The 25,990-nt window shown below is 74.2% G+C and carries 25 protein-coding genes; 14 read left to right on the top strand and 11 right to left on the bottom strand.

Annotation, left to right across the window (positions count from 1 at the left end; genetic code table 11):
• Positions 1 to 350 precede the first annotated feature (350 nt).
• Entirely contained in the window at positions 351 to 1,619 is a 1,269-nt protein-coding gene (locus ACFC2L_RS09845) for an AI-2E family transporter (protein WP_375824126.1), read from the bottom strand.
• Between the two features lie 149 nt (positions 1,620 to 1,768).
• Here ACFC2L_RS09845 and ACFC2L_RS09840 point away from each other — a divergent pair, with 149 nt between their 5' ends.
• The 4 genes from ACFC2L_RS09840 (at position 1,769) to ACFC2L_RS09825 (ending at position 3,580) form a co-directional block, all read left to right on the top strand.
• Positions 1,769 to 2,176, top strand: a complete 408-nt coding sequence (locus ACFC2L_RS09840; RefSeq protein ID WP_375824125.1) for a hypothetical protein — start codon at positions 1,769 to 1,771, stop codon at positions 2,174 to 2,176.
• Positions 2,177 to 2,259: 83 nt separating this feature from the next.
• On the top strand, positions 2,260 to 2,691 hold the full coding sequence (locus ACFC2L_RS09835; protein ID WP_375824124.1) for a DUF6325 family protein: 432 nt from the start codon (positions 2,260 to 2,262) through the stop codon (positions 2,689 to 2,691).
• 50 nt (positions 2,692 to 2,741) lie between these two features.
• Entirely contained in the window at positions 2,742 to 3,083 is a 342-nt protein-coding gene (locus ACFC2L_RS09830; protein WP_375824123.1) for an SHOCT domain-containing protein, read from the top strand.
• Positions 3,084 to 3,097: 14 nt separating this feature from the next.
• Positions 3,098 to 3,580, top strand: a complete 483-nt coding sequence (locus tag ACFC2L_RS09825) for a DUF1269 domain-containing protein (protein ID WP_375824122.1) — start codon at positions 3,098 to 3,100, stop codon at positions 3,578 to 3,580.
• 20 nt (positions 3,581 to 3,600) lie between these two features.
• Here ACFC2L_RS09825 and ACFC2L_RS09820 read toward each other — a convergent pair whose 3' ends face one another.
• A complete protein-coding gene (locus ACFC2L_RS09820) occupies positions 3,601 to 4,677 on the bottom strand; it encodes a sigma-70 family RNA polymerase sigma factor (protein ID WP_375824121.1) in 1,077 nt (358 codons plus the stop codon).
• A gap of 214 nt (positions 4,678 to 4,891) precedes the next feature.
• Positions 4,892 to 7,039 (bottom strand): SpoIIE family protein phosphatase, encoded by a 2,148-nt coding sequence (locus ACFC2L_RS09815; protein WP_375824119.1) that lies wholly within the window; start codon positions 7,037 to 7,039, stop codon positions 4,892 to 4,894.
• Between the two features lie 166 nt (positions 7,040 to 7,205).
• On the opposite strand from ACFC2L_RS09815, the gene ACFC2L_RS09810 reads away from it, so the two are divergent.
• Both ACFC2L_RS09810 and ACFC2L_RS09805 read left to right on the top strand, forming a co-directional pair.
• Complete coding sequence (locus tag ACFC2L_RS09810; protein WP_375824118.1) at positions 7,206 to 7,952, top strand: SigE family RNA polymerase sigma factor; 747 nt, start codon at positions 7,206 to 7,208, stop codon at positions 7,950 to 7,952.
• The gene (locus ACFC2L_RS09805; RefSeq protein ID WP_375824117.1) at positions 7,949 to 9,142 is read left to right on the top strand and encodes a hypothetical protein; all 1,194 of its coding nucleotides are present in this window, start codon (positions 7,949 to 7,951) and stop codon (positions 9,140 to 9,142) included. The genes ACFC2L_RS09810 and ACFC2L_RS09805 overlap by 4 nt, the downstream gene beginning before the upstream one ends.
• 49 nt (positions 9,143 to 9,191) lie before the next feature.
• On the opposite strand, the gene ACFC2L_RS09800 is transcribed toward ACFC2L_RS09805, so the two are convergent.
• The 3 genes from ACFC2L_RS09800 to ACFC2L_RS09790 all read right to left on the bottom strand — a co-directional run bounded on the left by ACFC2L_RS09800 (position 9,192) and on the right by ACFC2L_RS09790 (position 13,222).
• Complete coding sequence (locus ACFC2L_RS09800; RefSeq protein WP_375824116.1) at positions 9,192 to 10,019, bottom strand: 2,3-bisphosphoglycerate-dependent phosphoglycerate mutase; 828 nt, start codon at positions 10,017 to 10,019, stop codon at positions 9,192 to 9,194.
• A 3-nt stretch (positions 10,020 to 10,022) separates the two neighbouring features.
• On the bottom strand, positions 10,023 to 12,959 hold the full coding sequence (locus ACFC2L_RS09795) for an AAA family ATPase (protein WP_375824115.1): 2,937 nt from the start codon (positions 12,957 to 12,959) through the stop codon (positions 10,023 to 10,025).
• Positions 12,960 to 13,078: 119 nt separating this feature from the next.
• Positions 13,079 to 13,222 carry a hypothetical protein gene (locus ACFC2L_RS09790; protein WP_375824113.1) on the bottom strand — a complete coding sequence of 48 codons (144 nt, stop codon included), beginning with the start codon at positions 13,220 to 13,222 and terminating at the stop codon, positions 13,079 to 13,081.
• A 263-nt stretch (positions 13,223 to 13,485) separates the two neighbouring features.
• Between ACFC2L_RS09790 and ACFC2L_RS09785 the strand changes: the two genes are divergently transcribed.
• The 3 genes from ACFC2L_RS09785 to ACFC2L_RS09775 all read left to right on the top strand — a co-directional run bounded on the left by ACFC2L_RS09785 (position 13,486) and on the right by ACFC2L_RS09775 (position 18,455).
• Positions 13,486 to 14,178 (top strand): hypothetical protein, encoded by a 693-nt coding sequence (locus ACFC2L_RS09785; protein WP_253691315.1) that lies wholly within the window; start codon positions 13,486 to 13,488, stop codon positions 14,176 to 14,178.
• A 7-nt stretch (positions 14,179 to 14,185) separates the two neighbouring features.
• Positions 14,186 to 14,575, top strand: coding sequence for a UBP-type zinc finger domain-containing protein (locus ACFC2L_RS09780; RefSeq protein WP_168731367.1), 390 nt, complete (start codon positions 14,186 to 14,188; stop codon positions 14,573 to 14,575).
• Between the two features lie 319 nt (positions 14,576 to 14,894).
• Positions 14,895 to 18,455, top strand: coding sequence for a LamG-like jellyroll fold domain-containing protein (locus ACFC2L_RS09775; RefSeq protein ID WP_375824112.1), 3,561 nt, complete (start codon positions 14,895 to 14,897; stop codon positions 18,453 to 18,455).
• A gap of 91 nt (positions 18,456 to 18,546) precedes the next feature.
• Here the strand turns inward: ACFC2L_RS09775 and ACFC2L_RS09770 are convergent, their stop codons facing one another.
• The 4 genes from ACFC2L_RS09770 to ACFC2L_RS09755 form a co-directional block, all read right to left on the bottom strand.
• Entirely contained in the window at positions 18,547 to 19,008 is a 462-nt protein-coding gene (locus ACFC2L_RS09770; RefSeq protein WP_375824110.1) for an ATP-binding protein, read from the bottom strand.
• 26 nt (positions 19,009 to 19,034) lie between these two features.
• On the bottom strand, positions 19,035 to 19,304 hold the full coding sequence (locus ACFC2L_RS09765) for a GlsB/YeaQ/YmgE family stress response membrane protein (protein ID WP_053369168.1): 270 nt from the start codon (positions 19,302 to 19,304) through the stop codon (positions 19,035 to 19,037).
• Positions 19,305 to 19,471: 167 nt separating this feature from the next.
• Positions 19,472 to 19,822, bottom strand: coding sequence for an STAS domain-containing protein (locus tag ACFC2L_RS09760; protein ID WP_375824108.1), 351 nt, complete (start codon positions 19,820 to 19,822; stop codon positions 19,472 to 19,474).
• A 124-nt stretch (positions 19,823 to 19,946) separates the two neighbouring features.
• A complete protein-coding gene (locus ACFC2L_RS09755) occupies positions 19,947 to 20,294 on the bottom strand; it encodes a VOC family protein (protein WP_375824107.1) in 348 nt (115 codons plus the stop codon).
• A 259-nt stretch (positions 20,295 to 20,553) separates the two neighbouring features.
• Between ACFC2L_RS09755 and ACFC2L_RS09750 the strand changes: the two genes are divergently transcribed.
• From ACFC2L_RS09750 to ACFC2L_RS09735, 4 genes are all read left to right on the top strand, one after another.
• Positions 20,554 to 20,895, top strand: coding sequence for an S-adenosylmethionine decarboxylase family protein (locus tag ACFC2L_RS09750; protein ID WP_375824105.1), 342 nt, complete (start codon positions 20,554 to 20,556; stop codon positions 20,893 to 20,895).
• On the top strand, positions 20,892 to 21,647 hold the full coding sequence (locus ACFC2L_RS09745; RefSeq protein WP_375824104.1) for a DUF4178 domain-containing protein: 756 nt from the start codon (positions 20,892 to 20,894) through the stop codon (positions 21,645 to 21,647). The genes ACFC2L_RS09750 and ACFC2L_RS09745 overlap by 4 nt, the downstream gene beginning before the upstream one ends.
• 109 nt (positions 21,648 to 21,756) lie before the next feature.
• Entirely contained in the window at positions 21,757 to 21,990 is a 234-nt protein-coding gene (locus ACFC2L_RS09740) for a DUF350 domain-containing protein (RefSeq protein ID WP_047231757.1), read from the top strand.
• A gap of 2 nt (positions 21,991 to 21,992) precedes the next feature.
• Positions 21,993 to 23,633: a polyamine aminopropyltransferase gene (locus tag ACFC2L_RS09735; protein WP_375824102.1), complete on the top strand. Its 1,641-nt coding sequence runs from the start codon at positions 21,993 to 21,995 to the stop codon at positions 23,631 to 23,633.
• Here ACFC2L_RS09735 and ACFC2L_RS09730 read toward each other — a convergent pair.
• Entirely contained in the window at positions 23,627 to 24,643 is a 1,017-nt protein-coding gene (locus ACFC2L_RS09730; RefSeq protein WP_375824101.1) for an LLM class flavin-dependent oxidoreductase, read from the bottom strand. The genes ACFC2L_RS09735 and ACFC2L_RS09730 overlap by 7 nt on opposite strands.
• Before the next feature lie 99 nt (positions 24,644 to 24,742).
• Between ACFC2L_RS09730 and ACFC2L_RS09725 the strand changes: the two genes are divergently transcribed.
• Positions 24,743 to 25,906 carry a serine hydrolase domain-containing protein gene (locus tag ACFC2L_RS09725; RefSeq protein WP_375824099.1) on the top strand — a complete coding sequence of 388 codons (1,164 nt, stop codon included), beginning with the start codon at positions 24,743 to 24,745 and terminating at the stop codon, positions 25,904 to 25,906.
• The last annotated feature ends 84 nt before the right edge of the window (positions 25,907 to 25,990 follow it).

Below are 25,990 nucleotides of genomic sequence, written 5' to 3'. Positions count from 1 at the left end.
CGCCCACGCCGTGTCAGTCAGCTCACCACGCCCCACACCCACAACCCGGACATTACCGGACACATGCCAAGAACATTCGCAGGACAGGGCCTAGGTTCGTCTCATGTCTCATGTCTCATGTCTCATGTCTCATGTCTCATGGCTCGGGGCGCGTGGCACGCTGCCGACGCGCTGCAGCACGCTCCACGTGCTGTCGCACACGCGTTTGCGGGGCCAGATCACGAACGCGCTGCGCACTGGTCGTCTGGGCCACGACGGCGGCACAACGAGTTCATGACAGTGAGCAGTGACGCGCTCGGCCAGCGTCTCGCACGTCGCGACGGCCGGGACCGCACGCGGGACGGCCGGTCTCAGTCGATGCCCTCGGCGCGCCGCTCGTCGACCGTGCGCTCGGCCTCCAGGGCGGCCTCGCGGTTCTTGCGGCGGCGTCGCGCAGTGCCGCCGTCGCCGTCCCGCCCCTTGCCCCTGCCGTGCGGGTGGTGCCCCTCGGAGCCGGGGTCGTGCAGCATGTGCGACTCGATGAGCTCGTGCCGCTGGAGGTACGTGTTGGCCACCGCCTGGATCGTCGCGGCGATCGGCAGCGCGAGGAACGCGCCCAGCGCGCCGAACACCGCGCCGAACGCGAGCACGACGACGAAGCTCACCGCCGGGTTCATCTCCAGCGCGCGGGCGGAGACCTTGGGCGAGAAGTACAGGTTCTCGAGCTGCTGGTAACCGATGATGAACGCGAGCACGCCCAGCGCCTGCGGCAGGCCCTGGGACGTGAGCGCGACCGCGACGGGCAGCGCGCCGCCGATGTACGTGCCGATCGTGGGGACGAACTGCGAGACGACGCCGGTGAACACCGCGAGGGGGAGCGCGTACGGCGTCTGGATGATCACCAGGAAGACGAACGTGAAGACGCTCGACAGCGCCGCGAGGACGATGCGCGAGTTGATGAAGTCGGAGACCTTGACCTGCGTGATCTCCCAGAGGCGCAGGACCTCCCCCTGGCGGTTCGGCGTGAGCCAGCGGCACACCGCGGCGCGGAACTTGGGCCCCGCCGCGAGCAGGTAGTAGGTGACGAGCATGATCGTCAGGGACGCGAAGATGACCCCGACGATCGTGGTGGTGACGACGAGGGCGCCGGACGCGACGTCGTCGCCGAAGTCGCTGAGGATCTGCCGGACGAGGTCGTCGGAGTCGGGGATGACGACGTCGAACCGTTCCGCGACGAGGTCCTGGATGCTCGCGTACAGGTCCGGGAGCGACTGGACGAGCTGGATGAGCTGCTGGACGAACAGGTTCCCGAAGAGCGCGAGCACCACGAGGATCACGACGATCGAGCCGAGGAGGGCCACCGCCGCCGCGGCGCCCCGCCGCCAGCCGTGGCGCACGAGCCACACGACGATGGGCTCCAGGGCGAGCGCGACGAAGAACGCGATGAGGATGTTGACGCCCAGCGCCTTGAGCTGGCCCAGGGCGTACCACGCGAAGATCCCGACGAAGACCGCGACGACGCCCATCGCGAGCGCGCGCGGGACCCAGCGCGGGGGGCGGCGGGAGTCGTGCTGGACGGGTCGTGACCCGGCGTCCGGTACGCCCGACCACGGGTCCTCGGCGGGGGTCGGCGTCGTCATGCCCCGAACCTAGCGGCGCCCCCGGCGGCAGGCCCGACGGGCGCGCCGCGCCTTCCGGATGCCGAACCCCGCGACCGGTGCCACCATCGACGCGCACGCTCGTCCGCTCGTCTCGCTCCGGCCACGGTCGGCTCTCCAGGAGGACTCGCATGGCACGTTCGTCGCAGGTCTCGGCATGGGTCGGGTGGGTCTGGTTCGCGGGGATCGTGCTCGTGACGATCGGCTTCTTCAACGCGATCAGCGGACTGGTCGCCGTCTTCTCCCCGAACAGCCTCGTCGGCGTGACCGACGCGGGCATCGTCGTGCTCGACGTCTCGACGTGGGGCTGGGTCCACCTCGTCATCGGGGTGCTGCTCGTCCTCACCGGCTTCGCGCTGCTCTCCGGCAAGGGCTGGGCGCGCATGGTCGCCATCGTCCTCGTCGTCCTCAACGCGATCGCCCAGTTCACGACCCTCCAGGTGACGCCCTGGTGGTCGATCGTGACCATCGCGCTCGACGTGTTCGTCCTGTGGGCGCTCGTGGTCCACGGCGACGAGGCCGAGCGCGCCGCACGCTGAGCCGCCCCGCCCCGAGACCCGGTCCGGGTGACCTGCCCGCGCACCGTCGTCCTCGTCCACCACAGACCCAGGGAGCATCGCCCATGGCAACGTCCACCTTCGGCCCCGTCGAGATCGTCGCGGTCGCCTTCCCGTCGGACCGCATCCCCGCGGGGGTGCAGGCCTCCGTCCTGGAGGTGCTCGCGGAGGGCACCGTCACGCTCCTCGACCTCGCGGTCGTCCGCCGCTCCGACGCCGGCGACGTCGAGGTCATCGAGGTGACCGACCTGGGCGACGAGCTGGAGATCACGGACGTCGAGCTCACGGGCGCCGGCCTCGCGGGCGAGGAGGACCTCGACGCCGTCGCCGCCGGGCTCGCCCCGGGCACGTCGGCCCTCGTCCTCGTCGTCGAGCACACGTGGGCCCGCGGCGTGATCGCCGCGACCAGCGCGGCCGACGGCGTCGTGCTGCTCAGCGAGCGCATCCCGGCCGAGGTCGTCAACGAGGTCGCCGACCTCGCGCTCGTCGAGGACTGAGCCGCCCGCGCACCGCGCACCCGACACCGCCACCGAACCAGGAGAACCCCATGCCCATCCGTCGAATCGGCCGTCCCGGGCTCATCGGGACCGCCGCCCGCACCGCCGTCATCGCGGGCACCGCGTCCGCGACCGCGGGCGCCGTGCAGCGCCGCCAGGCGAACCGTGCCCAGCAGTCGTGGGAGGCCCAGCAGGCCGAGGCCGCGCAGGAGCAGGCTCGCATCGAGGCGGCGGCCCAGCAGGCCGCGGCCCAGTACGCCCAGCCTGCGCCGGCCGCGGCCCCGGCGCAGGACGACCTGCTCGGCCAGCTCGAGCGGCTCGGTCAGCTCCACGCCTCGGGCGTGCTGAGCGACGCCGAGTTCGCCGCGGCCAAGGCCAAGCTGCTCGGCTGACGAGGAGGAGCGCCATGGCCACGTTCACCGTCTGGAAGTTCGACTCTCCCGAGGGCGCGGACACCGCGTCCCGCATCCTGCACGACTCGGCCTCGGAGCACGCGATCCGCATCGTCGACACCGCGGTGGTCACGTGGCCGGAGGGCGCGGCCAAGCCGACGACCCGCCACGGCCACCAGGACGAGTGGCGCGGCACCGGCTGGGGCGCGTTCTGGGGGCTCCTGCTCGGCTCGCTCTTCTTCGCCCCCGTCCTGGGGGCGGCGGCCGGAGCCGCCATCGGCGCGTCGACGAAGGCGATGGCCGCCGTGGGGATCGACAAGGACCAGCTGAACCGCATCCGGGAGGGTGTCACGCCCGGCTCGTCGGCCCTGTTCGTCGTGACCGAGGACGGCGACCTCGACCGGGTCGGCGAACGGTTCCACGGAACCCACGGGAAGCTCGTCGCCACGAACCTCACGGAGGCGGAGCGGAGCACGCTCCTCGAGACGTTCGACTGACCGCCCGGCCCCGCGCGCCGTCAGTCGTCGAGGCGCGCGGGGAGGCCGAACAGCGGAAACCACGAGGCCGTGTCGAGGAACGCGTTGATGGCCGTCACCCGCCCGTCCTCGGTCTCGACCACCTGCAGCGCCCACGGCTCGTGCCCGCCGCCCGCAGCCCGGCGGTACTGGCCGAACCCGAACGTACCGTTCACCGCGACCGGCACCATGCGGGACCCCTCGCACTCGTGGCCGGGCCCGGTCATCCAGGTCACGATGTCCGCCGTGCCCTTCATCCACAGCGGGTACGGCGGCATGGACAGCGTCGCGTCCTCGTGGAGGATCGCGACGAGCGCGTCCATGTCGTAGCGCTCGAACGCGTCGAGGTAGCGCTCGAGCAGCAGCCTCTCCTCGTCGCCGAGCCCCGCGTTCGACGCGACCGGAGCGGGTGCGGGCTCGGCGTCGCCTGCGAGCCCCGAGCTGTCCCAGTGGGCGCGCGCCGCCATGGTCGCGCGCGCACGCTGCAGCGCGCTGTTCACGGACGCCACCGACGTGTCGAGCAGCTCCGCGACCTCGCTCGCCTGCCAGCGCAGCACCTCGCGCAGCAGGAGCACGGCGCGCTGCTTGGGCGGCAGGAACTGCAGCGCGGCCACGAACGCGAGCCGGATGGTCTCGCGGCCCACCGCGACCTGCGCCGGGTCACCGTCGTGCGGCAGCACGCGGTCGTCGGGGACCGGCTCGACCCACGTCTCCTCCGGGAGCACCTGGCCGAGGTTCTCGGCCTCCGGCGCCTGCGGGCCGCCGAGGCCCATGGGGCGCTCACGCCGCTTGCGCGCGCCCAGCGCGTCGAAGCACACGTTCGTCGCGATGCGGTAGAGCCAGGAGCGCAGCGACGAGCGGCCCTCGAACCGGTCGTAGGAGCGCCACGCGCGCAGGAACGTCTCCTGCACGGCGTCCTCCGCCTCGAACGAGGAGCCGAGCATGCGGTAGCAGTAGCCCGTGATCTCCCGGCGGTGGCCCGCGAGGACCGCGTCGAGGTCGTCGCGCTCGGGCAGGGGGGCGGCGCCGGGCGCGGTGGCTCCCGGGCGGAGGCTCGTGGGGGTGGCGAGGTCGGTCATCGTGCTGCCTCTCAGGACTCGAGGGTCTCGACGTTCGCGAGGGGTGCCTACGGGTGGGCGCGCGATGCCGCGACCACCCGTGCGGGACCAGGGGAGTGGCCCACCTCACACACGCTACCGCTGCCCTCCGACACGGCACAGCCCGTGCCGACCCCGGGGTCGCTCCCCGGGCTCGCGTCGGGGTGGGGAGGGACCCCGGGCTCGACGACCGGGCTCAGTCGTCCAGGTCGAGCTCGAACCACACGGTCTTGCCCGGCGCGCCGTCGACCGCGTCGACGCCCCAGCGCGACGCGCAGCGCTCGAGGAACTGCACCCCCCGGCCGCCCGTCTCGTCCGGGTGGGGGGACCGGAGCCGGGGGAGCGCCGGCGAGCCGTCCCGCACCGCGACGCGCAGGACGCGGTGCCCGACCTCGAGCTCCGCCTCGACCGGGGCCGCGCCGTGCTGGACCGCGTTGGTCAGCACCTCGCTCGTGAGCAGCATGGCGATGCGGCGGACCGACGCGGAGACGTCACAGCTCTCGAGGACGTCGTCCACCCAGCGGCGGGCGGGCCCGATCGCCGACGACGCGTGCTCGACCTGCCGCGTCAGGACGGACGGCCGTCCCGGGCCGGGCGGTCGCGCGACGGTGTGCCGGACGCGCAGCGCGAGGACGGCGACGTCGTCGCGCTGGTCGGACACGAGCCGGCGCACGAGCGCGTCGGGCAGGGCGGACGTCGCGGTGGTCGTGAGCTCGGCGAGGACGGCCTGCAGGGCGCCGAGCCGCTCGGCGTAGGACGTGCCGCGCCGCTCGACGAGACCGTCGGTGTACAGGAGGAGCGTGTCGCCGTGCGCGAGGTGCGCGTGGTGGTCGTGCCGCGTGGTGCCCGGGACGACGCCGAGCATGAGGTCCGGGGGCACGTCGAGCGTCTCGACGCGGCCGTCGGCGCGCAGCACGAGCGGGGACGGGTGCCCGGCGCTCGACCACGTGACGTCGAACCCGTGCGGGGTGCGGTCGAGCCGCACGACGGCGGCCGTGCCGCTCGAGTGCAGCGCGAGGCCACGGTTGGCCCGGTCCAGGAGCCGGAGCAGGACGGCGGGCGGCTCGTCCTGGCACCACGCGAACGTCCGCAGCATGGAGCGCAGCTGGCCCATCTGCGCGGCCGCGCGCATGTCGTGGCCGGTGACGTCCCCGATCATGAGGACGCACGCGTCGTCGTCGAGCACGACGGCGTCGTACCAGTCGCCGCCGACCTGGTCGGTGCGGGTCGCGGACGCGTAGGTGGCGGCGAGCTCCGCGCTCCGCACCGACGGCAGCTCGGTGAGCATCGCGGCCTGGAGCGTCGTCGCGACGCGGTGCCGCTCCTCCAGGAGCCGGACGCGGTCGAGCGCGTGCGCGACGTACGAGGCGATCGCGGTCTTCGTCTGGACCGCGTCGTCGTCGAACTCGCGCGCCGCCTCCCAGGCCAGGGTGACGACGCCGAGCAGCCGCTCGCCCACGAGGACGGGCAGGAACGCGCGGGCCTCGACGTCGTCGGACGCGATGAGCGCCGCCGCCTCGGGCAGCCGCGCGGCGTACCGGGCGTGGTCGGGGAAGAACAGCGGCTCGCGCGTGCGGGCGGCGATCGCGGCGCCGCGGTCGTCGTCGACCCGCATCCGGCGGAACGACGCGGGGACCCCCGGCTCCAGGTGGTCGAGAGTCGTGTACTCGAGGCGGTTGCCGCTCGCGTCGAGCATCGCGAGGCCCGCGTAGCGGGCACCGATCGCGGCCCCGACCGCGGAGAGCCGCTCGGCGACGTCGCGCACCGACGTCGCGGCGGCGAACGACTCGGAGAGCTCCAGCAGGAGGCGGGACCGCCGGTTGGCCGCGAGCGCGACGTGCTGCATGCGCTTCGCCCGCGCCCGGGCGAGCCGCAGCCGCAGCTCCGAGGTGCACGCGGAGGCGAGGTCCGCCAGGGTTGCCAGGTCCTCGTCGGACCACGGCCGCGGTCGCCCGTCGAACGCGCACAGCGACCCGACGGCGCGGCCGTGCGGGTCGAAGATGGGGAAGCCTGCGTAGGACACGACGCCGATGTCGTCGACCGCACGGAGCGACGCGAGGTGCGGGACGACCCGGGCGTCCTCGACCACGAGCGGCCGCGCGTCGCTCTTGACGAACTGGCAGAACGTGTGGCTCAGGGGCGTGCGACGCTCGGACTGGTACGGCTCGGGCAGGCCCAGCGCGCCGGGCAGCACCGCCTCGTCGTCGAGGACGAGCGTGACGAGCGCCGACGGCACCCCGAGCTGCCGCCGCACGAGGCGCGCGAACCGGTCGAACGACTCGTCCGCCACCGGCTCGGCGAGCCCCGCCTGCGCGAGCTCGTGGATCGCCTGGGCGTCGGTCATGGTGCCAGTATCACCAGGACGAGGCCGGTCAAACAGTGCAAGCCGCGCCAGCCAGGCACGCGGACGGGGTGAAATCGGGAAGAAGGGAACCTCGGGCGGGGGTGCTGCGTGTACCGCTCGTGACACCACGACACGACGGCGGGCGCGGCCCGCGAGGGGCGGCGACGTGACGGCGACAGGTTCGGCCGGACCCGTCGGACGGTCCGGGAGGCTCGAGCTGCTGCTCGACGTCGTAGCCGACCGCGACCGGGACGACGACCGGGACGGTGGTCGGGCCGACGGGCCCGACGACTCGTCCGTGGTCGAGATCGACCTCGTCGCCCGGCGCACGCGCGACGAGGAGTTCTCGGCGTTCATGCGGGACGCCCGCGACCCTCTGCACCGCATGGCGTACCTGCTCTGCGGGGACCGGCACCGGGCGGAGGAGCTCACGCAGCACGCGCTCGAGCGGACGTACCGCGCGTGGTCGCGGGCCCGCGAGCGCGACCCGCTCGCCTACGCCCGTCGCGTGCTGGCCAACCTCCGCGTCGACACGTGGCGCCGCACGCGGCGCGAGGTGCTCGCCGGGCCGGACGAGCTCGCGCAGGCGGAGGGCGTCCGTCGACCGGGCCGTCCCGGCACCGGGGAGCCGACGGGTTCCGTCGACGACCGCGACGCCGTCGTGCGCGCGCTCCTGACGCTCCCGGTCAAGCAGCGTCGCGTCGTGGTCCTGCGGCACCTGCTCGACCTCAGCGAGAGCGAGGTCGCCGCCGAGCTCGGCATGCCGGTCGGCACCGTGAAGTCCACGGCCTCTCGGGGCCTCGCCCGCCTGCGGGCGATCCTCGGCGCGCCCGACGGCGCCGCTCCCGGACCGACGACCCCGACCACCCTGACCTCCCCGACCACCCGGACCTCCGGAAGGACACCCCGATGAGCCCTGTGACCGGTAGGCCGGTGCCCACCCCGCCCGAGGACGACTTCCTCGCCCGGCTGCGCCGCACGGCCGACGACGCCGTCCCGCCCTCCGAGCTCGACCTCGACGTGGTCCTCCGGTCCAGCCGTCGCGGCGTGCAACGCCGCCGGTCGCTCGCCGGCGTCGCGGGCGTCGTCGCGCTGGGGCTCGTCGGGACGGGCGTCGTGACGGCGGGCGGCCCGGACGGGCTCCGCGACCTCGCACGCGAGGTCGTCACCGGGTCGCCCGGGTACGAGGTCGTCACGGCGGAGGCCACGCTCGTCGACGTCGCGCCGGGCGTCGTCGCGGTGAAGGAGCCCGCGACGTACCTGCGCGAGGACGGAGCGTACGTCCTCGACCTCGGCCTCAGCGCCTGGCGCGACGGCGAGCGGTTCTTCGTCGAGTACCGTCCCGAGCCCGCGGGGAGCGAGCAGCCTCCGGGGCTGCGCGTCCTCGCCGGGGATGACGACGACCTCGCCGCGCTCCGTCGGGGGGGCACGGCGGGAACCGTGGTGCACGACGGCTTCCAGAACCTGGTCCTGCTCCAGCGCGAGGGCGGCGCCGAGGGACTGGTGCTGAGCGTCGCGAACTCCGACACGCCGCCCGGGTCGGACCCCTCGTGGGAGCGCGAGCGCATGGAGACCTGGGTGCTCCTGGCCGGTGAGGGACCGGCCGAGACCGGCCCGACGTACCGTCTCCCCGACGCCTGGGCGGAAGGTCTCTTCCTCAACGTCGCGGCACTCGGCCCGGAGGCAGGCTCGGCGACGGACGTCCGCGGGATCCTCAGCTCGACGAGGTTCGAGGACGACAGAAGCCTCATGAGGCTGACGTGCGGCTCGCCGCTGACCGGTCCCGACCCGGACCCGAGCTGCCGAGCCTCGTACGACCCGACGACCCGGGAGGTCGTGCCGATCGAGACGTCGCCCGCGATCCCGCGGTTGCTCGTCGACCGTCTGCTCCCCGCCGCCCCCGCGCCCGGCGACACGTCCGAGTCGGAGCTCAGGACGTGCCTCGACGTCCGCGGAGTCGAGACCGGCATGCTGCCGGACCGCTGGTACCTCGACCCCGGGGGCGTGGACGGGGACGCCTGGCGGCAGTGCCTGCTGGACGTGTCGCTCATCTCGTCGGCGCGCACGGCCCAGGCCCTCGGCTCCGCCACGCCCGAGTCGTGACACCGGCGCGCACGGACGCGCGGGCGCGTCGCGGCGGACGCGGGTCGTCTCAGGTGCCGCCGCGCGACCTGAGGTCGCCGAGCGCGTGCTCGGCGCCGTGCGCGTCGAGGTAGGTGCCGCCGCGGACCTCCGGGACGAGCGCGGCGTCGGGCCCCGCCGTGAAGCGGTGGACGAGCGGGTGGCCGGTGGGCACGTCGAGGTCCTGGACCTCCTCGGGCGTGAGGTCGTCCACGAGCACGGACAGCGCGCGCAGCGAGTTGCCGTGCCCGACGACGAGGACCGCCTCGCCGTGCGCGAGCGTCGTGCGGGTCGCGGCCCAGAAGGGGCGGAGCCGTTCGACGACGTCGGCGAGGGACTCCGCGTCGGGGCGCAGCGCGGCGCGCGCGGCGTCGGGCAGGCGCAGCAGCGTGTCGTCGACGAGCGGGCGCGCGGGGTCGTCCGCCGCGAGCGGCGGTGGTCGGTGCAGGTAGGAGCGGCGGTAGCGCCAGTAGGCGGCCTCGCCGTAGTCGCGCCGGACGACGTCGCGCAGCTTGTCCGTGAACGCGCCGTAGTGACGCTCGACGAGGCGCCACTCGACGGCGAGCGGGGGCGGGCCGGGCAGCGCGTCGGCGACGATCGCGGCCGTCGTCGAGGCGCGCACGAGCGGGGACGTCACGACGCGGCGCGGGACCAGGGCGGGCTCGCGCGCGACGGCGTCCGCGAGCAGCCGGGCCGCGCGCCCGGCCTCCGCGACCCCGACGTCCGAGAGCGGCACGTCCAGGAGGCCCGTGAAGCGGTCGCCCGCGTTGAACGTGCTCTGCCCGTGCCGCACGAGCACGAGCACGCCGGGCGAACCGTCGTCCGGCGACCCTGACGACGCACCCGGTGACAAGCCCACGCGTCAGACCTCGAGCAGCCCGCGCTGGTGCGCGAGCGAGACGGCCTCGGCCCGCCCGGACGCGCCGAGCTTGGCCAGGACGTTGGACACGTGCACGCTCACCGTCTTCGCCGAGATGAACAGGCGCTCGCCGATCTGCCGGTTCGTCAGGCCCTGCGCGACGAGCAGCAGGACCTCCTCCTCGCGCTCGGTGAGCACCGCCGTCGTGGACCGCCGGACCCCGGGCAGGTCGAGCCGGCCGCGGCGCCCGAGCGCGCGCACCGCCTCGGCGAGGGGGGCCGCGCCCATCGACTCGGCCTCCTCGAGCGCCTGCGCCGCCTCGATCTCGGCCGCGTTGCGGTCGCCCGCGCCGAGCAGCGCCTGGGCCCACCGGAAGCGCGAGCGCGCGACCTCGTACCGGTAGCCGTAGTCGAAGAGGCGCATCGTCTCCTCCCACAGGGCCGGGTCGTCCTCGCCCGTGAGGCGCGAGTGCTCGGCCGCGGCGCGCGCGAGCCAGGCGCGCCCCTCGGGCCCGAGGCGACCGCCGCGCGGTCGGCCGCGCTCCGCCGTCGTGCGCGCGGCCTCCAGCAGCTCGTCGCCGCGCGCGACGAGCGCCGCGACCTGCCCGGTGCCCGACGCACCCTGGAGGCGCGCCGCGTCCGCGGCGTCGGCGAGCGCGGCGAGCGCGAGCGCCGAGATCCAGATGCGGCCCAGGAAGTAGTCGCTCCACGTGCGGCCCAGGTGGTCCACGAGCTCGACGGCCAGCGCGACCGCCTCCTCGTCGCGGCCTGCCCAGGTGAGCGCGTCGATCGAGCAGCCGCCGGAGATGAGCGCGATCTGCCCGTCCCGGAACCAGTCCCGCCGCAGGGCCGTGCCGCGGGCGAGCGCGTCGTCGTCGCCGCGCGCCACGGCCGCGTAGAGCTGGACGCAGGAGAGCTGCGGGGCGGACCCCTCGGGCATCGTCTCGCCCGTGGTCTCGGTGGGCGTGAGGTCGCCGAGCACGTAGCGCACGAGGTCGCGGAACAGGCGCAGCTCGACGCCGTACGCGCTCCAGCCGAGCCCGGTCGCGCGCGCCCGGTCGAGGCCGTCGGCCGTCACCTGCAGCGCCTCGTCGATGCGGCCCGCGTAGTAGCGGTTCGCGGCGATGTTGTACCAGCAGCGCAGCTCGGTGAGGATGTCGCCCGCCTCGACGGCGCGCTCCCGGGCCTGGGCGAGCAGCACCGCGGCCCGGTCGTCGTCCGCGACCTCGAGGATCGCCATCGTGGTGAGCACGTCGGCCTCGACGTCGGGCGCGTCGAGCCGGTGCGCGACGTCCAGGGCCTGCGCCGCGACCTCCGTGGCGAGCTCGTCGAGGTCGGCGTTCATCGCGGCGCGCGCCCGCATCGCGAGCGTCCACGCGCGGTCGAGCGACGGCGGCTCCTCCGGGAGCACCGCCAGCGCGGCCTCGGTGTGGGCGAGGGTCTCCTCGACCTCCTCCGTGCCGAGCAGGTACCGCGACAGGACGTGCCGCAGCGACGCCTGGCGCATCGGGTCGCCCGCGGTGCCCTCGACGACCTTGCGCGCGAGCGCGACCGCGCGGTCCGGCTCGCCCGCGCGGCTCGCGGCCCCGGCCGCGGCGAGCGCGACGGTGACGCGGTCCTCGCCGAGGAGGTCCGCGGCGTCGGGCACGGCCCGCCACAGCCCGAGCACCTGCTCGAGGTGCCGCAGCTCCTCCGCGGGCGCGAGCACGCGCGCGGCCTTGCGAGCGGCGGCGCGCGACGCCGTGAGCGCGGCCGGGAGGTCGTGCGCGGCGAGCGCGTGGTGGGCGCGCAGCGCGGGGGACCCGAGCCCCGGGACGTCGTCGAGCGCGGCGAGGTACGCGCGGTGCACGCCCACGCGCTCGCCCGGCAGCAGGTCGGACGCGACGGCCTCGGCGAGGAGCGCGTGGCGGAACACGACCGTGTCGCGCGCGCCGTCGCCCTCGACCGCGAGGACGTGGTGCGCGATCGCCTCGCGCAGCGCCGCGTCGAAGGAGCGCCCGGTGGCCGCCTCGCCGTCCGCGGCGTCGCGCGCGAGCGCGGCGCGCAGGAGCGGCTCGCTCACCTGGCGCCCGGACACCGACGCGACGCGCACCAGGTGCTGCACGGCGGGGTCGAGCACCTCCAGGCGGGCGCGCAGGACGTCCGCGAGGGACCAGGGCAGCTCGTCGTCGAGGCCCGACTCGACGAGCTCCTCGGCGAAGTACGCGTTGCCCTCGGAGCGCGTCCGCACGGACTCGAAGGCATCGGGCAGCAGGGGCGCGCCCGCGAGCGCGGTCGTGAACTCGCGCAGCTCCCCCTCCGTGAAGGGGGAGAGCTGCACGTGCTCGACGCGCGGGTGCCGCAGGAGTTCCGCGAGCACGGGGCGCAGGGGGTGGCGGCGGTGCAGGTCGTCCGCGCGGTAGCTCGCGACGACGAGCACGTGCTCCGCGCGCAGGCGCGCGACGACGAAGCGCAGGACGTCGCGGCTCGACGGGTCCGCCCAGTGCAGGTCCTCGACGACGAGCACGAGCGGGGCCTCGGCCGTCCCCGACGCGGCGAGCGCGGCCGCGACGCTCTCGAAGAGCTGGAGGCGCTCGCCCTGGCTCTGCTCGTCGTCCGCGGGTGTGCCGGCGTCGAGCAGGCGCGCGAGCGCGGGCCGCGCGGCCACGGTCTCGTCGACCGCGGGGTGCTGGGAGCGCAGCGTCGCGAGGGCCTCGGAGAAGGGGAGATAGGGGAGGCCGACCTCGCCGAGGTCCACGCAGTGGCTCCAGACGACGGTCGCGCCGCTCCCGGCGGCGAGCTCCGCCGCGCGCGTGAGGAGGCGGGTCTTGCCGACCCCGGCGTCGGCGCCGACGAGCACGACGCCCGGCTCGCCGCGACGCGCGCGCTCGACCGCGGCCGCGAGCGCGTCGAGCTCGGCGGCGCGGGCCACGAAGGGCGCGCGCGAGGAGGGGCGGGGCACGGCTCCCATCCTCGCAGCGTGCACCGACACGTGACCAGCGGATAGACCACCGGAGCCCGCGCCGGACATGACGACGCCGCCGACGAGAGGGTTCTCGTCGACGGCGTCGGGCGGCGCGGTCACCGCGCCGCGCGGTCGTGACGCTGGCGGCGCCCGCGCCACCAGTGCAGCAGCGAGGGCTCGTCGTGCCGGAAGTCCTCGCGCAGCCGCTGCGTGCGGTAGGCGAGATCCGCCTCGAAGGTCGGATCGAACTGTGCGCTCATGGTCGTCCCCGTCTCTGCAGGCACCCTGCCTGTCCGACACTCACGTTCGTCCTGAGCACCGGGCCGCCGCATCGGACGACCGCGCACCGTTCGAGGGAGGGGGCCTTAGGCGGTGCCCGTCCGCGACCCTGAGGCGTCTGAGGTGGGGCCTCGCGCCTAAGGCACCCGGCATCGACGTGACCGGCGTCACTCCTCCCGTTGCCAACGACCCGGCCCCGGCGCAGACTGGACGAAGGACCGGACCCGCCTGTGGGGGTGACCTCGTGACCGACACCTACGACATGCTGCCGATGCTGGGCCGTGGCAAGCACCGCAACCCGAAGAAGGGCGCGTGCTTCATGGAGCTCGCGTCCTACCTCGCGGGGGAGCGGTGGAGCGACCATCCACGGTGCACGCACCCGCTGCTCGCGATGCTGGCGCGCGCCGTGAACGACCTCACGGTCGACCCGGAGCGCCCCAAGCTCGCGCCGCTCATCCCGTCCGTCATCGGGCTGACGAGCGACGACCCGCACTGGGACGTGCGCATCTCGCTGCGCGCCGCCGTCGCGGCGCTGCCGATCGCCCCGGCGGACCGGCAGCAGACGCTCGCCGTCGCGATCATCGGGGCGGAGAAGATGCTCGACGTCCTCGACGACCGCCCCGCGGGCACGCTGAGCGCCGAGTCGGCGGACGCGCTCGCGAGCTGCCCGCGCACGGCGCGCTGGGCGCAGCGGTTCTGCGAGGGCGCGCGGCTGCGGCCGAGCCGGTTCGTGCGCGACGCCGCGCCGAGCATCATCTCCGCGGCGGTGCAGGGCATCGCCGAGGCGTGCGTGCCGGACCCGGACGAGCGCCTGCGCGCGCTGCTCGCCGCGACGATCGACGACTGCCGGGCCTGGGACGACGCCGAGCCGGCACCGGCGCTCGACCCCGAGTCGTGGGCACCCGTCGTGCGGCCGTCCGCCGTCGGGACCCGGTGAGCCGCCGGTGAGCGTCACGGGGGACGGGCTCGACGAGGCCCTGGGCGCGCAGCTCCGGGCCGCCGTGGACCCGGCGGTCCCGCCCAGCGGGACGGGCTGCGCGGAGTGTGACGCGGCCGGCGGGTGGTGGGTCCACCTGCGCCGCTGCGCGACGTGCGGCCACGTGGGGTGCTGCGACACGTCGCCGGCCCAGCACGCGACGGCGCACTTCCAGGAGACCGGCCACCGCCTCATGCGCTCGTTCGAGCCCGGCGAGGACTGGTACTGGGACTACGAGACGTCGCAGGTGCTCGACGGTCCGCACCTCGCCGCGCCGCTCTCGCGCCCGCCGGAGCAGGGCTCGCCCGCGCCGGCCGACCGCGTGCCGTCCGACTGGACCTCGCTCATCCACCGCTGACCCACCCGCACCCGTCGCCGAACCCGGGGTCGCTCCTCACCTGAGCCGTCAGGTGAGGAGCGACCCCGGGTTCGGCGTTTCTCGGGTCCGTGGGCGCCGCCACGCGATGTCGTGTGCTGTTACCTGTTGTCTTTTTCTGGTGGAAGTTGTTTGATTCTGGGGAGACGTCGCGGTGCGCCAAGGAGGGCGACCGCCGGACACGGGAGCCCGGTACGCCGCCGCGTCGGAGCAGTCCTTGGATTCACTCGACGAGGAGGAAGCACGGATGCAGTCCATGACAGCGGTAGCACCACCACGGGGCAGACCGGCGAGGATCGTCGTGGCGGCGCTGGCCGCCGCGCTGACCGTCCCCCTGGCCGTGGCGACGGCGGTCGGGGCGACCGCGACGCCGGCGGCCACGACCACGGACGAGGCGGGCGCGACCGACGTCGCGGCCCAGGACCTCGCGCTCGACAACGGCCTCAAGGGCGAGTACTTCCTGTCCGGCGGCCCCGGCTGGCCGCTCACCGACCTCAAGGCCACGATCCCCGACCAGCGGATCGAGTTCCCCAACCTGGTCCCGACGTTCGCCGAGCTCACGGGCCGCGGCGAGCGCACCTCCGCGCGCTGGACGGGCAAGATCACGCCGGACTACAGCGAGGCGTACACGTTCTCCGCGATCGGCGACAACGGCTTCCGGCTGTGGATCGACGACCAGCTCGTCATCGACCACTGGGTCGACGACTGGGACGTCGAGCAGAACTCCGCCCCGGTCCAGCTCCAGGCGGGCGAGGAGTACTCGTTCCGCATGGAGATGTTCCAGAACACCGGCGGCGCGCACCTCCGGTTGCGGTGGCAGAGCCCGTCGCAGGAACGTGAGATCGTGCCGACCGACGCGTTCACCTACCCCGACGACTTCGTCGTCTTCCCCGCGCAGGCCGCGCTCGAGAGCGACGGCACGAGCCTCAACGTGACGTTCCAGGGCGCCGCGGGCGGCGTCGACGAGAGCCTCGTCGACCACCTCAAGGTCCAGGTGGACCAGCTCGCGTGGCCCGTCGCGCAGGTCGCGGCGCAGGGCGACGTCCTCGGCATCACGCTCGCCGAGCCCGTCGACCGCGCGTCGACCGCCCGCCTGGTCTACGACGGCGAGGGCGACCTCACTGTCGGCGGCGAGAAGGTCGGCTCGCTCAACCTGCCGGTCACCAACGGGTCCGAGTTCCGGATCCAGACCCCGTGGGCGGACGACTTCGACCCCACCAACCCCCTGCCGGAGTACCCGCGCCCGCAGCTCACGCGCGACGCGTGGCAGAACCTCAACGGCGTCTGGCAGTTCGAGGCGGCGGAGTCCGACGACGCCGTGCCGAGCGGCCGCGACCTCGACGAGGAGATCGTCGTCCCGTACGCGGTCGAGTCCGCGCTGTCGGGCATCGAGCGTCGCGAGGACGACATGTTCTACCGGCGTACGTTCGAGGTGCCGCAGGACTGGGCGGTCGGGAGCGACAACCGCCTGCGCCTGAACTTCGGCGCGGTCGACTACGTCGCGACCGCGTACGTGAACGGCACCGAGGTCGGCACCCACCGCGGCGGGTACGAGTCGTTCTCGTTCGACGTCACCGACGCGCTCGTCGAGGGCGCCGAGCAGGAGCTCGTGGTGCGCGCCGTCGACACGACGGACGGCAGCAACCAGGCCGTCGGCAAGCAGACGCTCAACCCGGGTGGCATCTTCTACACCCCGACGTCGGGCATCTGGCAGACGGTGTGGATGGAGCCGGTCCCGACGGCGGCGATCGACGCCGTCGTCACGACGCCCGACGTCGAGGCCGGCGTGCTCGCGGTGACCACGCAGTCGGCCTCCGCGTCCGACGACGCCGAGGTGACCGCCGTCGTGCGGGACGCCGAGGGCGCCGAGGTCGGCACCGTCACCGGCGCCGCGAACGAGCTGCTCGCGGTCGAGATCCCGGACGCGCACCTGTGGTCGCCCGAGGACCCGTACCTCTACGACGTCGAGGTCACGCTCTCCGACGGCGACTCCACAGACACGGTGGCCTCCTACGCGGGCATGCGCTCGATCGAGGTCTCCGAGGTGGACGGCGTCCAGCGCATCCTGCTGAACGGCGAGAACACCTTCCTCATGTCGACGCTCGACCAGGGCTACTGGCCCGACGGCATCTACACGCCCGCGTCCGACGAGGCGTACGTGTTCGACATCCAGGCCCACAAGGACCTGGGCTTCAACACCCTGCGCAAGCACATCAAGGTCGAGCCCGCGCGGTTCTACTACCACGCCGACACGCTGGGCCTGATGATCTGGCAGGACATCCCGAGCGGCTGGTTCAACAACGGCGACACGAACCCGGCGTCCCGCGTCTTCTGGGAGCAGGAGATGAAGGACATCATCGACCAGCACCGCTCGGTGCCGTCGATCGTCGGATGGGTCACGTTCAACGAGGGCTGGGGCGAGTGGAACCTCGCCGACACGGCGCGGATCGGCAACACGATCGACGAGTACGACCCGAGCCGCATCCTCAACACGCACTCGGGCTACAACTGCTGCGCGTCCAAGGGTGACTCCAAGACGGGCGACATCATCGACTGGCACCAGTACACCGGCCCGGCCCTGCCGAAGCCGGACGCCACGCGCGCCGCGATCGACGGCGAGCACGGCGGCTTCTCGATGAGCGTGCCGGGCCACATGTGGCCGGGCGTCTCGGCCAACCCGTACGGCGGCGTCGCGAACAGCGAGGCGCTGACCGACGCGTACGTGCAGAACACGGAGAAGCTCGTCCGGCCCGCGCAGTGCTACCTGTCCGGCTCGGTGTACACCGAGATCTCCGACGTCGAGAACGAGCTCAACGGCTTCTACACCTACGACCGCCGCGTGCTCAAGATGGACGCCGCGCGCGTCAAGGAGGTCAACGAGCGCGTCGTCGCGGCGGCGAAGCAGGGCTCCGCGCCCGTCGACCCCGGCACCCCGGGCCTGACCGGCACGGGCCGCTGGTCGTTCGACGAGGGCCAGGGCACGACGGCGGCCGACGGCGTGGGCGACCACCCGGCGTCGGGCGCGGGCACCTGGGTCGCCGGGCACGGCGAGTCCGGGTCCGCGATCAAGCTCAACGGCACGAACCAGTCGTTCACGACCGAGGGTCCCGTCGTCGACACGACCGGCTCGTACACGATCTCCGCGTGGGCGCAGCTCGACAAGACGCCCGGCGGCGCGTGGTCGACGATCGTCGGCCAGGACTCGTCGCTCGGCTCGAGCGCGTTCTACCTCCAGTACGGCGGGGGCGGCCGGTGGGCCTTCTCCTACGAGGGCGAGCCGCGCGCCGAGTACGTCGTGCAGCCCGTCCTGGGCGACTGGTACCACGTCGTGGGCGTCCGCGACGCGGCCGACCAGAAGCTGAAGCTCTACGTCAACGGCGAGCTCGTCGGCCAGTCCGACGTGTGCGGCGGCACCACGCCGTCCGGCCCGCTGACGATCGGGCGCGGGCAGTGGAGCGGCAACCCCGTCGACTACTGGCCGGGCACGATCGACGACGTGCGCGTCTTCGACCGGGCGCTGTCCGACGCCGAGGTCGCCCAGGTCTACGCCGGCGACGACGGCGAGGAGCCGGAGCTCGACGTGACGGTCACCGCGCAGACGCGCTGCCTCGCGGGCAAGGCCTACGTGGCCGTGCGCGCGACGAACGGCGAGGACGTCCCCGTGGACGTCACGCTCGACACGCCGTTCGGGACCAAGGCCTTCGGCGCCGTGGCGCCGGGGGCGAACGCGTACCAGTCGTTCGCGGTGCGCGGCACGTCCGTCGAGGCGGGCGAGGCGACCGTCACGGCGTCGGCCACGGTCGACGGCGAGCAGGTCTCCACCGAGGTCGTCGCGCCGTACGACGCGACCACCTGCGGCTGACCGGCAGGCGCCGACAGCAGACGCCAGGCCCGCCTCGTCCGGTTCTCCGGACGGGGCGGGCCTGGCGTCGTGTCGTGCGTGGAGCCGTCCGTCAGGCGGCGAACGTCGCCCACACGGTCTTGACCGTCTCGGTGCGGTACCACCCGACGTCCAGCGAGAGCTGGCGGGCCATGTGGAGACCGACGCCCCCGGCACCGGGGATGCGGCGCCCGGCGTAGACCGGCTCGTGCGAGACGTCGTGGTCGGCGACCTCGAGGAGGAACCGGTCGTCGGTGCGGGCGAGCCGCACGATCGTCGGCGGCAGCCCGTGACGCAGTGCGTTGGTCGCGAGCTCCGACGCGATGAGGACGAGCGTGTCGGGGGTGGCGGACAGCCGCCCGGTCGTGACCACGCCCTCCGCCTCCAGAGCCTGGACCACTCCGGAACGGAGTGCCGAGAGCCCCTCGGTCGTGCTCAGCACCCACTCCCGGACGGGGCGGTAGCCCTCGGGCGGGTGGGAGGCGGTGAGCTCGTCGTCGTCGGTCGGGACCGCGATGGTCGGCAGGTCGTCCATGAAGCCCCCCGGTCGGTCGGTGCCCGTCAGGCGTTGCGTCGGTTCCCCTTGGTGACCGCGCCGTAGATCCCGAGCGTGATCAGCGAGCCGAGGATCGCGAGGAGCCAGGTCCGGAAGTCGCCCAGGTCACCCAGCGCCGTGCCGAAGAAGACCGAGCCGAGCCACCCACCGAGCAGCGCCCCGAGGATGCCCAGCAGGATCGTGATGATCAGCGAGCCCGTCTGCTTTCCCGGCAGCACCGCACGCGCGATGAGACCGGCGACGAGGCCGAGGACGATGTACGCGAGCCAACCCATGGATTTCTCCTTTTTGTCTGCTGTGCGAGTTTTGCCCCCAGGTCCGTCAGCATGGCAGGGGCTGCCGGAGCTCGCACGCCGACAGCCCGGCCCCCGTGACGACGCGTCGGGCGGCGCGTCTCCGCGGAGAGCCCGTCGAGGGGCGGCGGGGAGGGGGAGCGCGCGGCTCAGCCGGCCGAGCGCTCGTGCGGAGGGTCAGGGTCCGGGGCGCCCGCAGCGGTCTCGGCGAGCTCGACGAGGTCGAGCGCCCCGCTGAACTCGAGCAGCTGGAGCACGTGCCCAGGCGTGCGCAGGAGCCGGGGGCGGTACCCCGTCCGCGTCCCCATGAGCACCAGATGGAGGCCGCCGGAGTCCATGAACGTGACCCGCGAGAGGTCGATGGTCCACGGCCGGTGGCCGATCGTCGCGGCGAGGCGCTCCTTGACCGCGTGGGCGACGGAGAAGTCGATCTCTCCCCACATCACCCAGTGCCGCGCGTCGTCCTCGATCTGGACGCCGCCGGTCGCTCCGTCCGTCATGGTGGAAGGTCTCCCGTCTCGTGAGCGGGACGACCCTACGTGCCACCCGTGTCGTTCGCTCCCTGGGGCACCTCCTCCGAGCTCGCGCCGCACGCCTGAGGGCAACCGGACCTGCGCGCCCCGATCAGGGCGTCGTGGCGCCGGCGACGTTCACCAGCCACCCGACGCCGAACCGGTCGGTGAGCATGCCGAACTCGTCGCCCCACGGCGCCGTCTCCATCGCCATGACCTCCCGTGCGCCGTCGGACAGCGCGGCGAACCAGGCGCGCAGGCGGTCGCGGTCGGCCGGCTCGCCGAACAGCGCGACCGACGCGTGGTCCGTGAGCGTCGTCCCCGGCGGGACGTCGGACGCCATGAGCGTCCCGACGCCCTCGATCGGGAGCTGGGAGTGCATGACCTTCTTCGCCTGCGCGGGATCGTCCACCGGACCGATCGAGTCGTAGGTGCTGATGTCCGGCGTGACGCCGAACACGGTGCCGTAGAACTCGACGGCCTAGCGGGCGTCGCCGTCGAAGTTCAGGTAGGGGCTGAGCCGAGCGGTCATGATGACCTCCACGTCGTGGGTGCGGACCTGACTCCTGTAGGGACCGGTCGCGGCGCCCGGACTGAGCGCACCCGCCGCTGCGTCGGTCGGCTAGGGTGTGCGCGGCCCGACGGCGCGGCCACCGGACAGCGGGCCGCTCACCCGCGTGCGGGCCACGGACCGAGGAGCGCGACAAGGGGGAGCGGGCGTGCAGCGCAACCTCGTCCACGTCTTCGACGTGACGGGCGCGGACCCCGCGCTGCTCGACGACGACCCGACCGTCCGCGGGTGCCTCGACGCGATCGTGCGGCACGCGGGGATGACGCCGCTCGGCGAGGCGTCCCACCGCTTCGAGCCCCAGGGCACGAGCGTCGTGATCCTCCTCGCCGAGTCGCACCTCGCCGTGCACACGTGGCCCGAGCACGGCACCGCCTACGTGACGCTCACGACCTGCCGGCCCCCGGCGTCGGCCACGTTCACCGACGACGTGCGCACCCTGCTCGCCGACGCATGGGGCGCGGCCGACGTCGCCGTGCGGAGCCTCGTGTGAGCCGGACCCGCCCGCGGCTCGCGATGCGGGTCGGCGAGGACCTCGTCGGCGCGCCGCCACACCGCGCCACGCCGCGCGCCGTCGCCGTGCTGTCGACCGTGCACGGCGGCACCACGTTCACGTGGGAGGAGTGGCAGCTCCTCGCCCACGACGGCGCGGACGTCTGGGTCGAGTACGACCACGACACGCGCGACGTCACGCTGCTGCACCCGACCGAGGCGTGGCCGCCGGTCGTCGACCTCTCCGCGCTGCACACCGGGCGCACGCTCGGCCTGCGCCTGGACGGGCGCCAGTACTCGCTCGTCGTGCGCGAGCGCGGCACGGGCCGGGTCGAGCACGTCGAGGGGCAGTTCGCCGAGCCGTTCGTCGTCGGGCAGCAGGTGGAGTACGTCGACCTCTCGGCCCACGGGACGATCGTCTCGATCGAGCGCACGACCGGCCCGCTCGGCCCCGTGACCGCCGTCTACCGCGGCCGGCGCCTCGACGCCGCGGAGCAGCGTCGCCTCTTCGGGCGTCGCGTCGCGCCGCGCACGCTCCCCGGGGGGCGGTTCGTGGCCTTCGCGGTCGCCGCCGTCGTGCTCGTCGGGCTCGTCGCGTCGTGCACGGCTCGCGCCGCCACGGGCGAGGGGGCGTGCACGCCGCGCACCGTCGAGACCGTCGCACCGTCCGGCGAGGTGACCACCACCGAGCAGAGCGGCACGTGCGTGCGCCGCTCCGTGTACGGCGGCGGTGGCGGGGGTCTCGGCAAGTGACCCGCCCGACCGTCGGACGCCCCTGCGGGCGGGACGCCGTGCCCGGCCGCCGACCGCCGTTCCTGCCCGACGCACCCGACCGCCCCACGACCTGACTCCGGGAGACACCGTGATCGCAACCGCCGCCGCCCCGCTGGCGTTCCTCTGGTCCTTCTTCTCGACCATCCTGTACTCGGCGCTCGGCATCGTCCTGCTGCTCGTCACGCTCGTGGTCGCCAACAAGGTGTTCCGGCTCAACCTGCACCGCGAGCTCGTCGACGAGCACAACGTCGCGTTCGGCGTGATGATCGCGGGCCTCGCCGTCGCGATCGGCCTCATCATCGCGGGGACGATCAGCTCCTGACCGTGCTCGACCAGCAAGAGCTCCCGCCCGACGCGCCCGCGGCCCCCGAGGACGGCGTCGCCCCCGCGGCCGGCCGCGCCGGGCGCGCGCACCGCATGGACCGCCCGACGGTGTTCGCCGCCGCGCTGCTCGTCGCCGTCGGGGGCCTCGTCTACGAGCTCATCCTCGGGACGGCGGCGTCGTACCTGTTCGGCGACTCCGTCGTCGCGTTCTCCGTCGCGACCGGGCTCACGCTGTTCGGCATGGGCCTCGGCTCGCTCCTCGCGCCCCGGCTCCAGCGCACCGCGGGGCTGAGCTTCGTCCGCAACGAACTCGTGCTCTCGCTCCTCGGCGGCACGTCGGTGCTCGCGCTGTTCTGGGCGTACGCGTCGACCGAGCTCGCGTGGGTCGTGTTCGTGATCCTGTCGCTCGCGATCGGCACGGCGATCGGCGTCGAGATCCCGTTGCTGGTCGCGGTGCTCAAGGAGCGGGGGCGCGAGGGGTCCGTCTCCCTGCTGTCGAAGGTGCTCGCGCTCGACTACTTCGGGGCGCTCGCGGCGTCGCTGCTGTTCCCGTTCCTCCTGCTGCCGTACCTCGGACTCGTCCGCACCGCGTTCGCCGTCGCCGTGCTCAACGTCGCCGTCGCGGCCTTCATGCTCGCGCGCATGGGCCACCCGCCGCGCTGGACCGCGCTCGCCGGCGTGACGCTCGTCGTCCTCCTCGCCGGGTTCGCCGCGTCCACGTGGCTCGAGACGCGCATCAGCGCCGGGATGTACCAGGACCCGGTCGTGGCCCAGGAGCGCAGCGCGTACCAGCAGGTCGTCGTCACCGAGTACCGCGGCGACACCCGGCTCTACCTGGACAACCAGCTCCAGTTCTCCTCCGTCGACGAGGCCCGGTACCACGAGACCCTCGCGCACGCGGCGATGACGTCCGTGGCCGCGCCCGCGTCCGTCGCGATCCTCGGCGGCGGCGACGGCCTCCTCGCGCGCGAGGTGCTGCGGTACGACTCGGTGCAGGAGGTCACGCTCGTCGACCTCGACCCCGCGGTCACCGACCTCGCGCGCGAGAACCGGCTCCTCACCGACCTCAACGAGCACGCGCTCGACGACCCGCGCGTGACGGTCGTCAACGCCGACGCCTTCCGCTGGGTCGAGGACACCCCGCAGACGTTCGACGTCGTGCTCGTCGACCTCGTGGACCCGTCCACCGAGCGCGTCGCCAAGCTGTACTCGCAGGAGTTCTACGGCATGGTCGCCGCGCACCTGCGGCCCGGCGGCGCGTTCGCGACCCAGGCGACGTCCACCTACTTCACGCCGGACGCGTTCTGGCAGGTCGTGGCGACCGTCCGCGCCGCAGCGCCCGACCGGGCCGTCGTGCCGCTCACGGTCAACGTGCCGTCGTTCGGCGAGTGGGGCTTCGCGCTCTCCCTCCCCGGGCCGGCGGCACCTGGGGCCGGGGATATCGGGGAGCCCGACGACGTCCCCGGGCTCTTCGCGCGCACACCCCTCCCGGAGGGGCTGCGGTTCCACGACGCGGCGTCGCTCGCCGCGACCACGCGCCTGCCCGCCGACAACCCGCCGCGCGACCTGCCGTCGTCGACCCTGCTGTCCCCGACCGTGCAGCGCACGTACCAGGAGGACATGCGCGCCTGGCGCTACTGAGCCGCGTGCGCCACCGCCTCCAGCGCGTCGAGCGCCGCGAACGGGTCGTCCGGGCGGGAGGGGTCGGGGCTCGTCGCGACGAGCACGACGCTCGACACCCCGCCCGCGCCCAGCTCGGTGAGCCGGGCGCGGAAGACGTCGGGCGGACCGACGACGGCGAGCGCGTCGACCCACGCGTCCGGCATCGCGGCGGCGAAGGCCTCGGGGGAGTCGCTCGCGTCGCGCAGGGCGCGGAAGTCGTCGGCGAACGGCAGCGGGTCGATCTGCGCCGACCAGTCGGCCTCGCCCAGGACGGCGAGGTGCGGCCGGACGATCGCGCGGGCGGTCGCGACGTCGTCGTGCACCGCGCCGAGGGAGAAGGCGACGACGCGGTGCTCGGGCGGGGCGGCGTCGCCCGCGCTCGCGCGCCCCGCGTCGATCGCGCCGCGCGCGACGGCCAGGTACTCCGGGGTCACGGGCATGTCGAGGATCGTCCCGTCGGCGACGCGGCCGGACACCTCGAGCGAGCGCGGGCCGCGCACCCCGGCGAGCACGGGCGGCGGCGAGGCGGGCGGGGCGTGCAGCGCGACGTCGTCGACCGTGACGTACCGGCCCGAGGCCGTGACGCGCTCGCCGTGCAGCAGCGCGCGGACGGCCGACGTCGTCTCCTCGAGCATCGCGAGCGGGCTCGCGGGCCAGACGCCGATCTGCCGCATCCACGCGGGCATGCCGTGCCCCATGCCCAGGTGCAGGCGGCCCGGGTGCAGGGCGGCGAGCGTCGCTGCCTCCATCGCGGCGGTCGACGGCGCGCGCGTCGCGGCGGGCAGGATCCCGATGCCGACGGTGAGGCGCTGCGTCGCGGCGAGGACGGTCGCGGCCTGCGCGATCCCGCCGTGGAACGTGAGGTCCTCGACGACCCACACCTCGTCGAGGCCCACCTCCTCGGCGCGGCGCGCGAACGGCACGATCTGGTCGGCGGGCAGCTCGCGCGGCAGGATCACGCCGAGCGCGGGGGTCGTCGAGGTCGCCATACCGCGACCGTACTCTGACAGCGCTCCCAGGGGCGGCGCCCGCCACCGGCACCCGCAAAGCCCTGGCCGCGCCGGGAGTCGTCCGCCTACCGTCGTGGCATGACCGCGCTCGACGACGACGCCCTGGCTGCCCTCGACACCCACCTGCGCGCGGCGGCCGACGCCGACGCCTTCTCCGGCGTCGTGCGGATCGAGCGTGACGGCGACCCGCTGTTCGAGCGCGCGTACGGCGTCGCGTCGCGCCGGTGGGGCGTGCCCGTCCGCACGAGCACGCGGTTCGACGTCGCGTCCGTGACCAAGCTGTTCACCGCCGTCGCGGTGCTCCAGCAGGTCGGGGAGGGGCGGCTCGGGCTCGACGACCGCATCCACGACCACGTGGACCTCGAGGGCACGACGATCCCGCGCGAGGTGACGGTACGGCACCTGCTCACCCACACGTCGGGCATCGCGGACGACGCCGACGAGGAGGCGGGCGAGTCGTACGAGGCGCTGTGGGTCGACCGGCCGAGCTACTCGGTGACGCGCACGGCCGACTTCCTGCCCGGGTTCGTCCACAAGGAGCCGAACTTCGCCCCGGGCGAGGGCTGCCGGTACTGCAACGTCGGGTTCGTCCTCGCGGGCCTCGCGCTGGAGAAGGTCACGGGGACGACCTACCGCGAGCACGTCCGCGAGCACGTCTTCGCGCGGGCGGGCATGGACCGCTCCGGGTTCTTCCGCATGGACGAGGCCGAGCCCGACGTCGCGGAGGGCTGGGAGCCCGTCCGCGAGGGTCCGGACGACGAGGGGCCCGTCACCGGCTGGCGGCAGAACATCTACTCCTACCCGCCCGTCGGCTCGCCCGACGGCGGCGCGCACGTCACCGCGCGCGACCTCGCCCGGTTCTGGTCCGCGGTCCGGGGCGGCGAGCTCCTGCCGCCCGACCTCACGCGCGCGTTCCTCACGCCGCAGGTCAAGCACGACGACGGCGACACGGACGAGACGGACGACAAGGACGCCGAGGGCGTCGAGCGCGCGGCGAGCGTGCACTACGGGTTCGGGCTCGAGTTCGAGCTGCTCGCCGACGGCTCCGTGCGCTCCGCGTACAAGGAGGGGATCAACACCGGGTCGAGCGCGATGCTGCGCCACTACCCGGACGCGGGCGGACCCGTCCCGGTCGGTCTCCCGCCGGCCGGGAGGCCGGGCGTGACGGTCGTCGTCGTCTCCAACGGCGAGGCGGGCGCCTGGGACCCGGTCCGGAGGATCGACGCGCTGGTGCGCGACTGAGGTGGCCCCGCACGCCACGAGACTCCGCGCGCCTCCGCACGAGACCTCCACACGGTCCGGCCCGCATCGGCCCAGCGGGGTCGG

It is taken from the genome of Cellulosimicrobium sp. NPDC055967 (genome assembly GCF_042269845.1).
GTDB lineage: Bacteria > Actinomycetota > Actinomycetes > Actinomycetales > Cellulomonadaceae > Cellulosimicrobium.
Note: the sequence above shows the minus strand (reverse complement) of the source record. Positions and strands in the feature narration are given on the sequence as shown.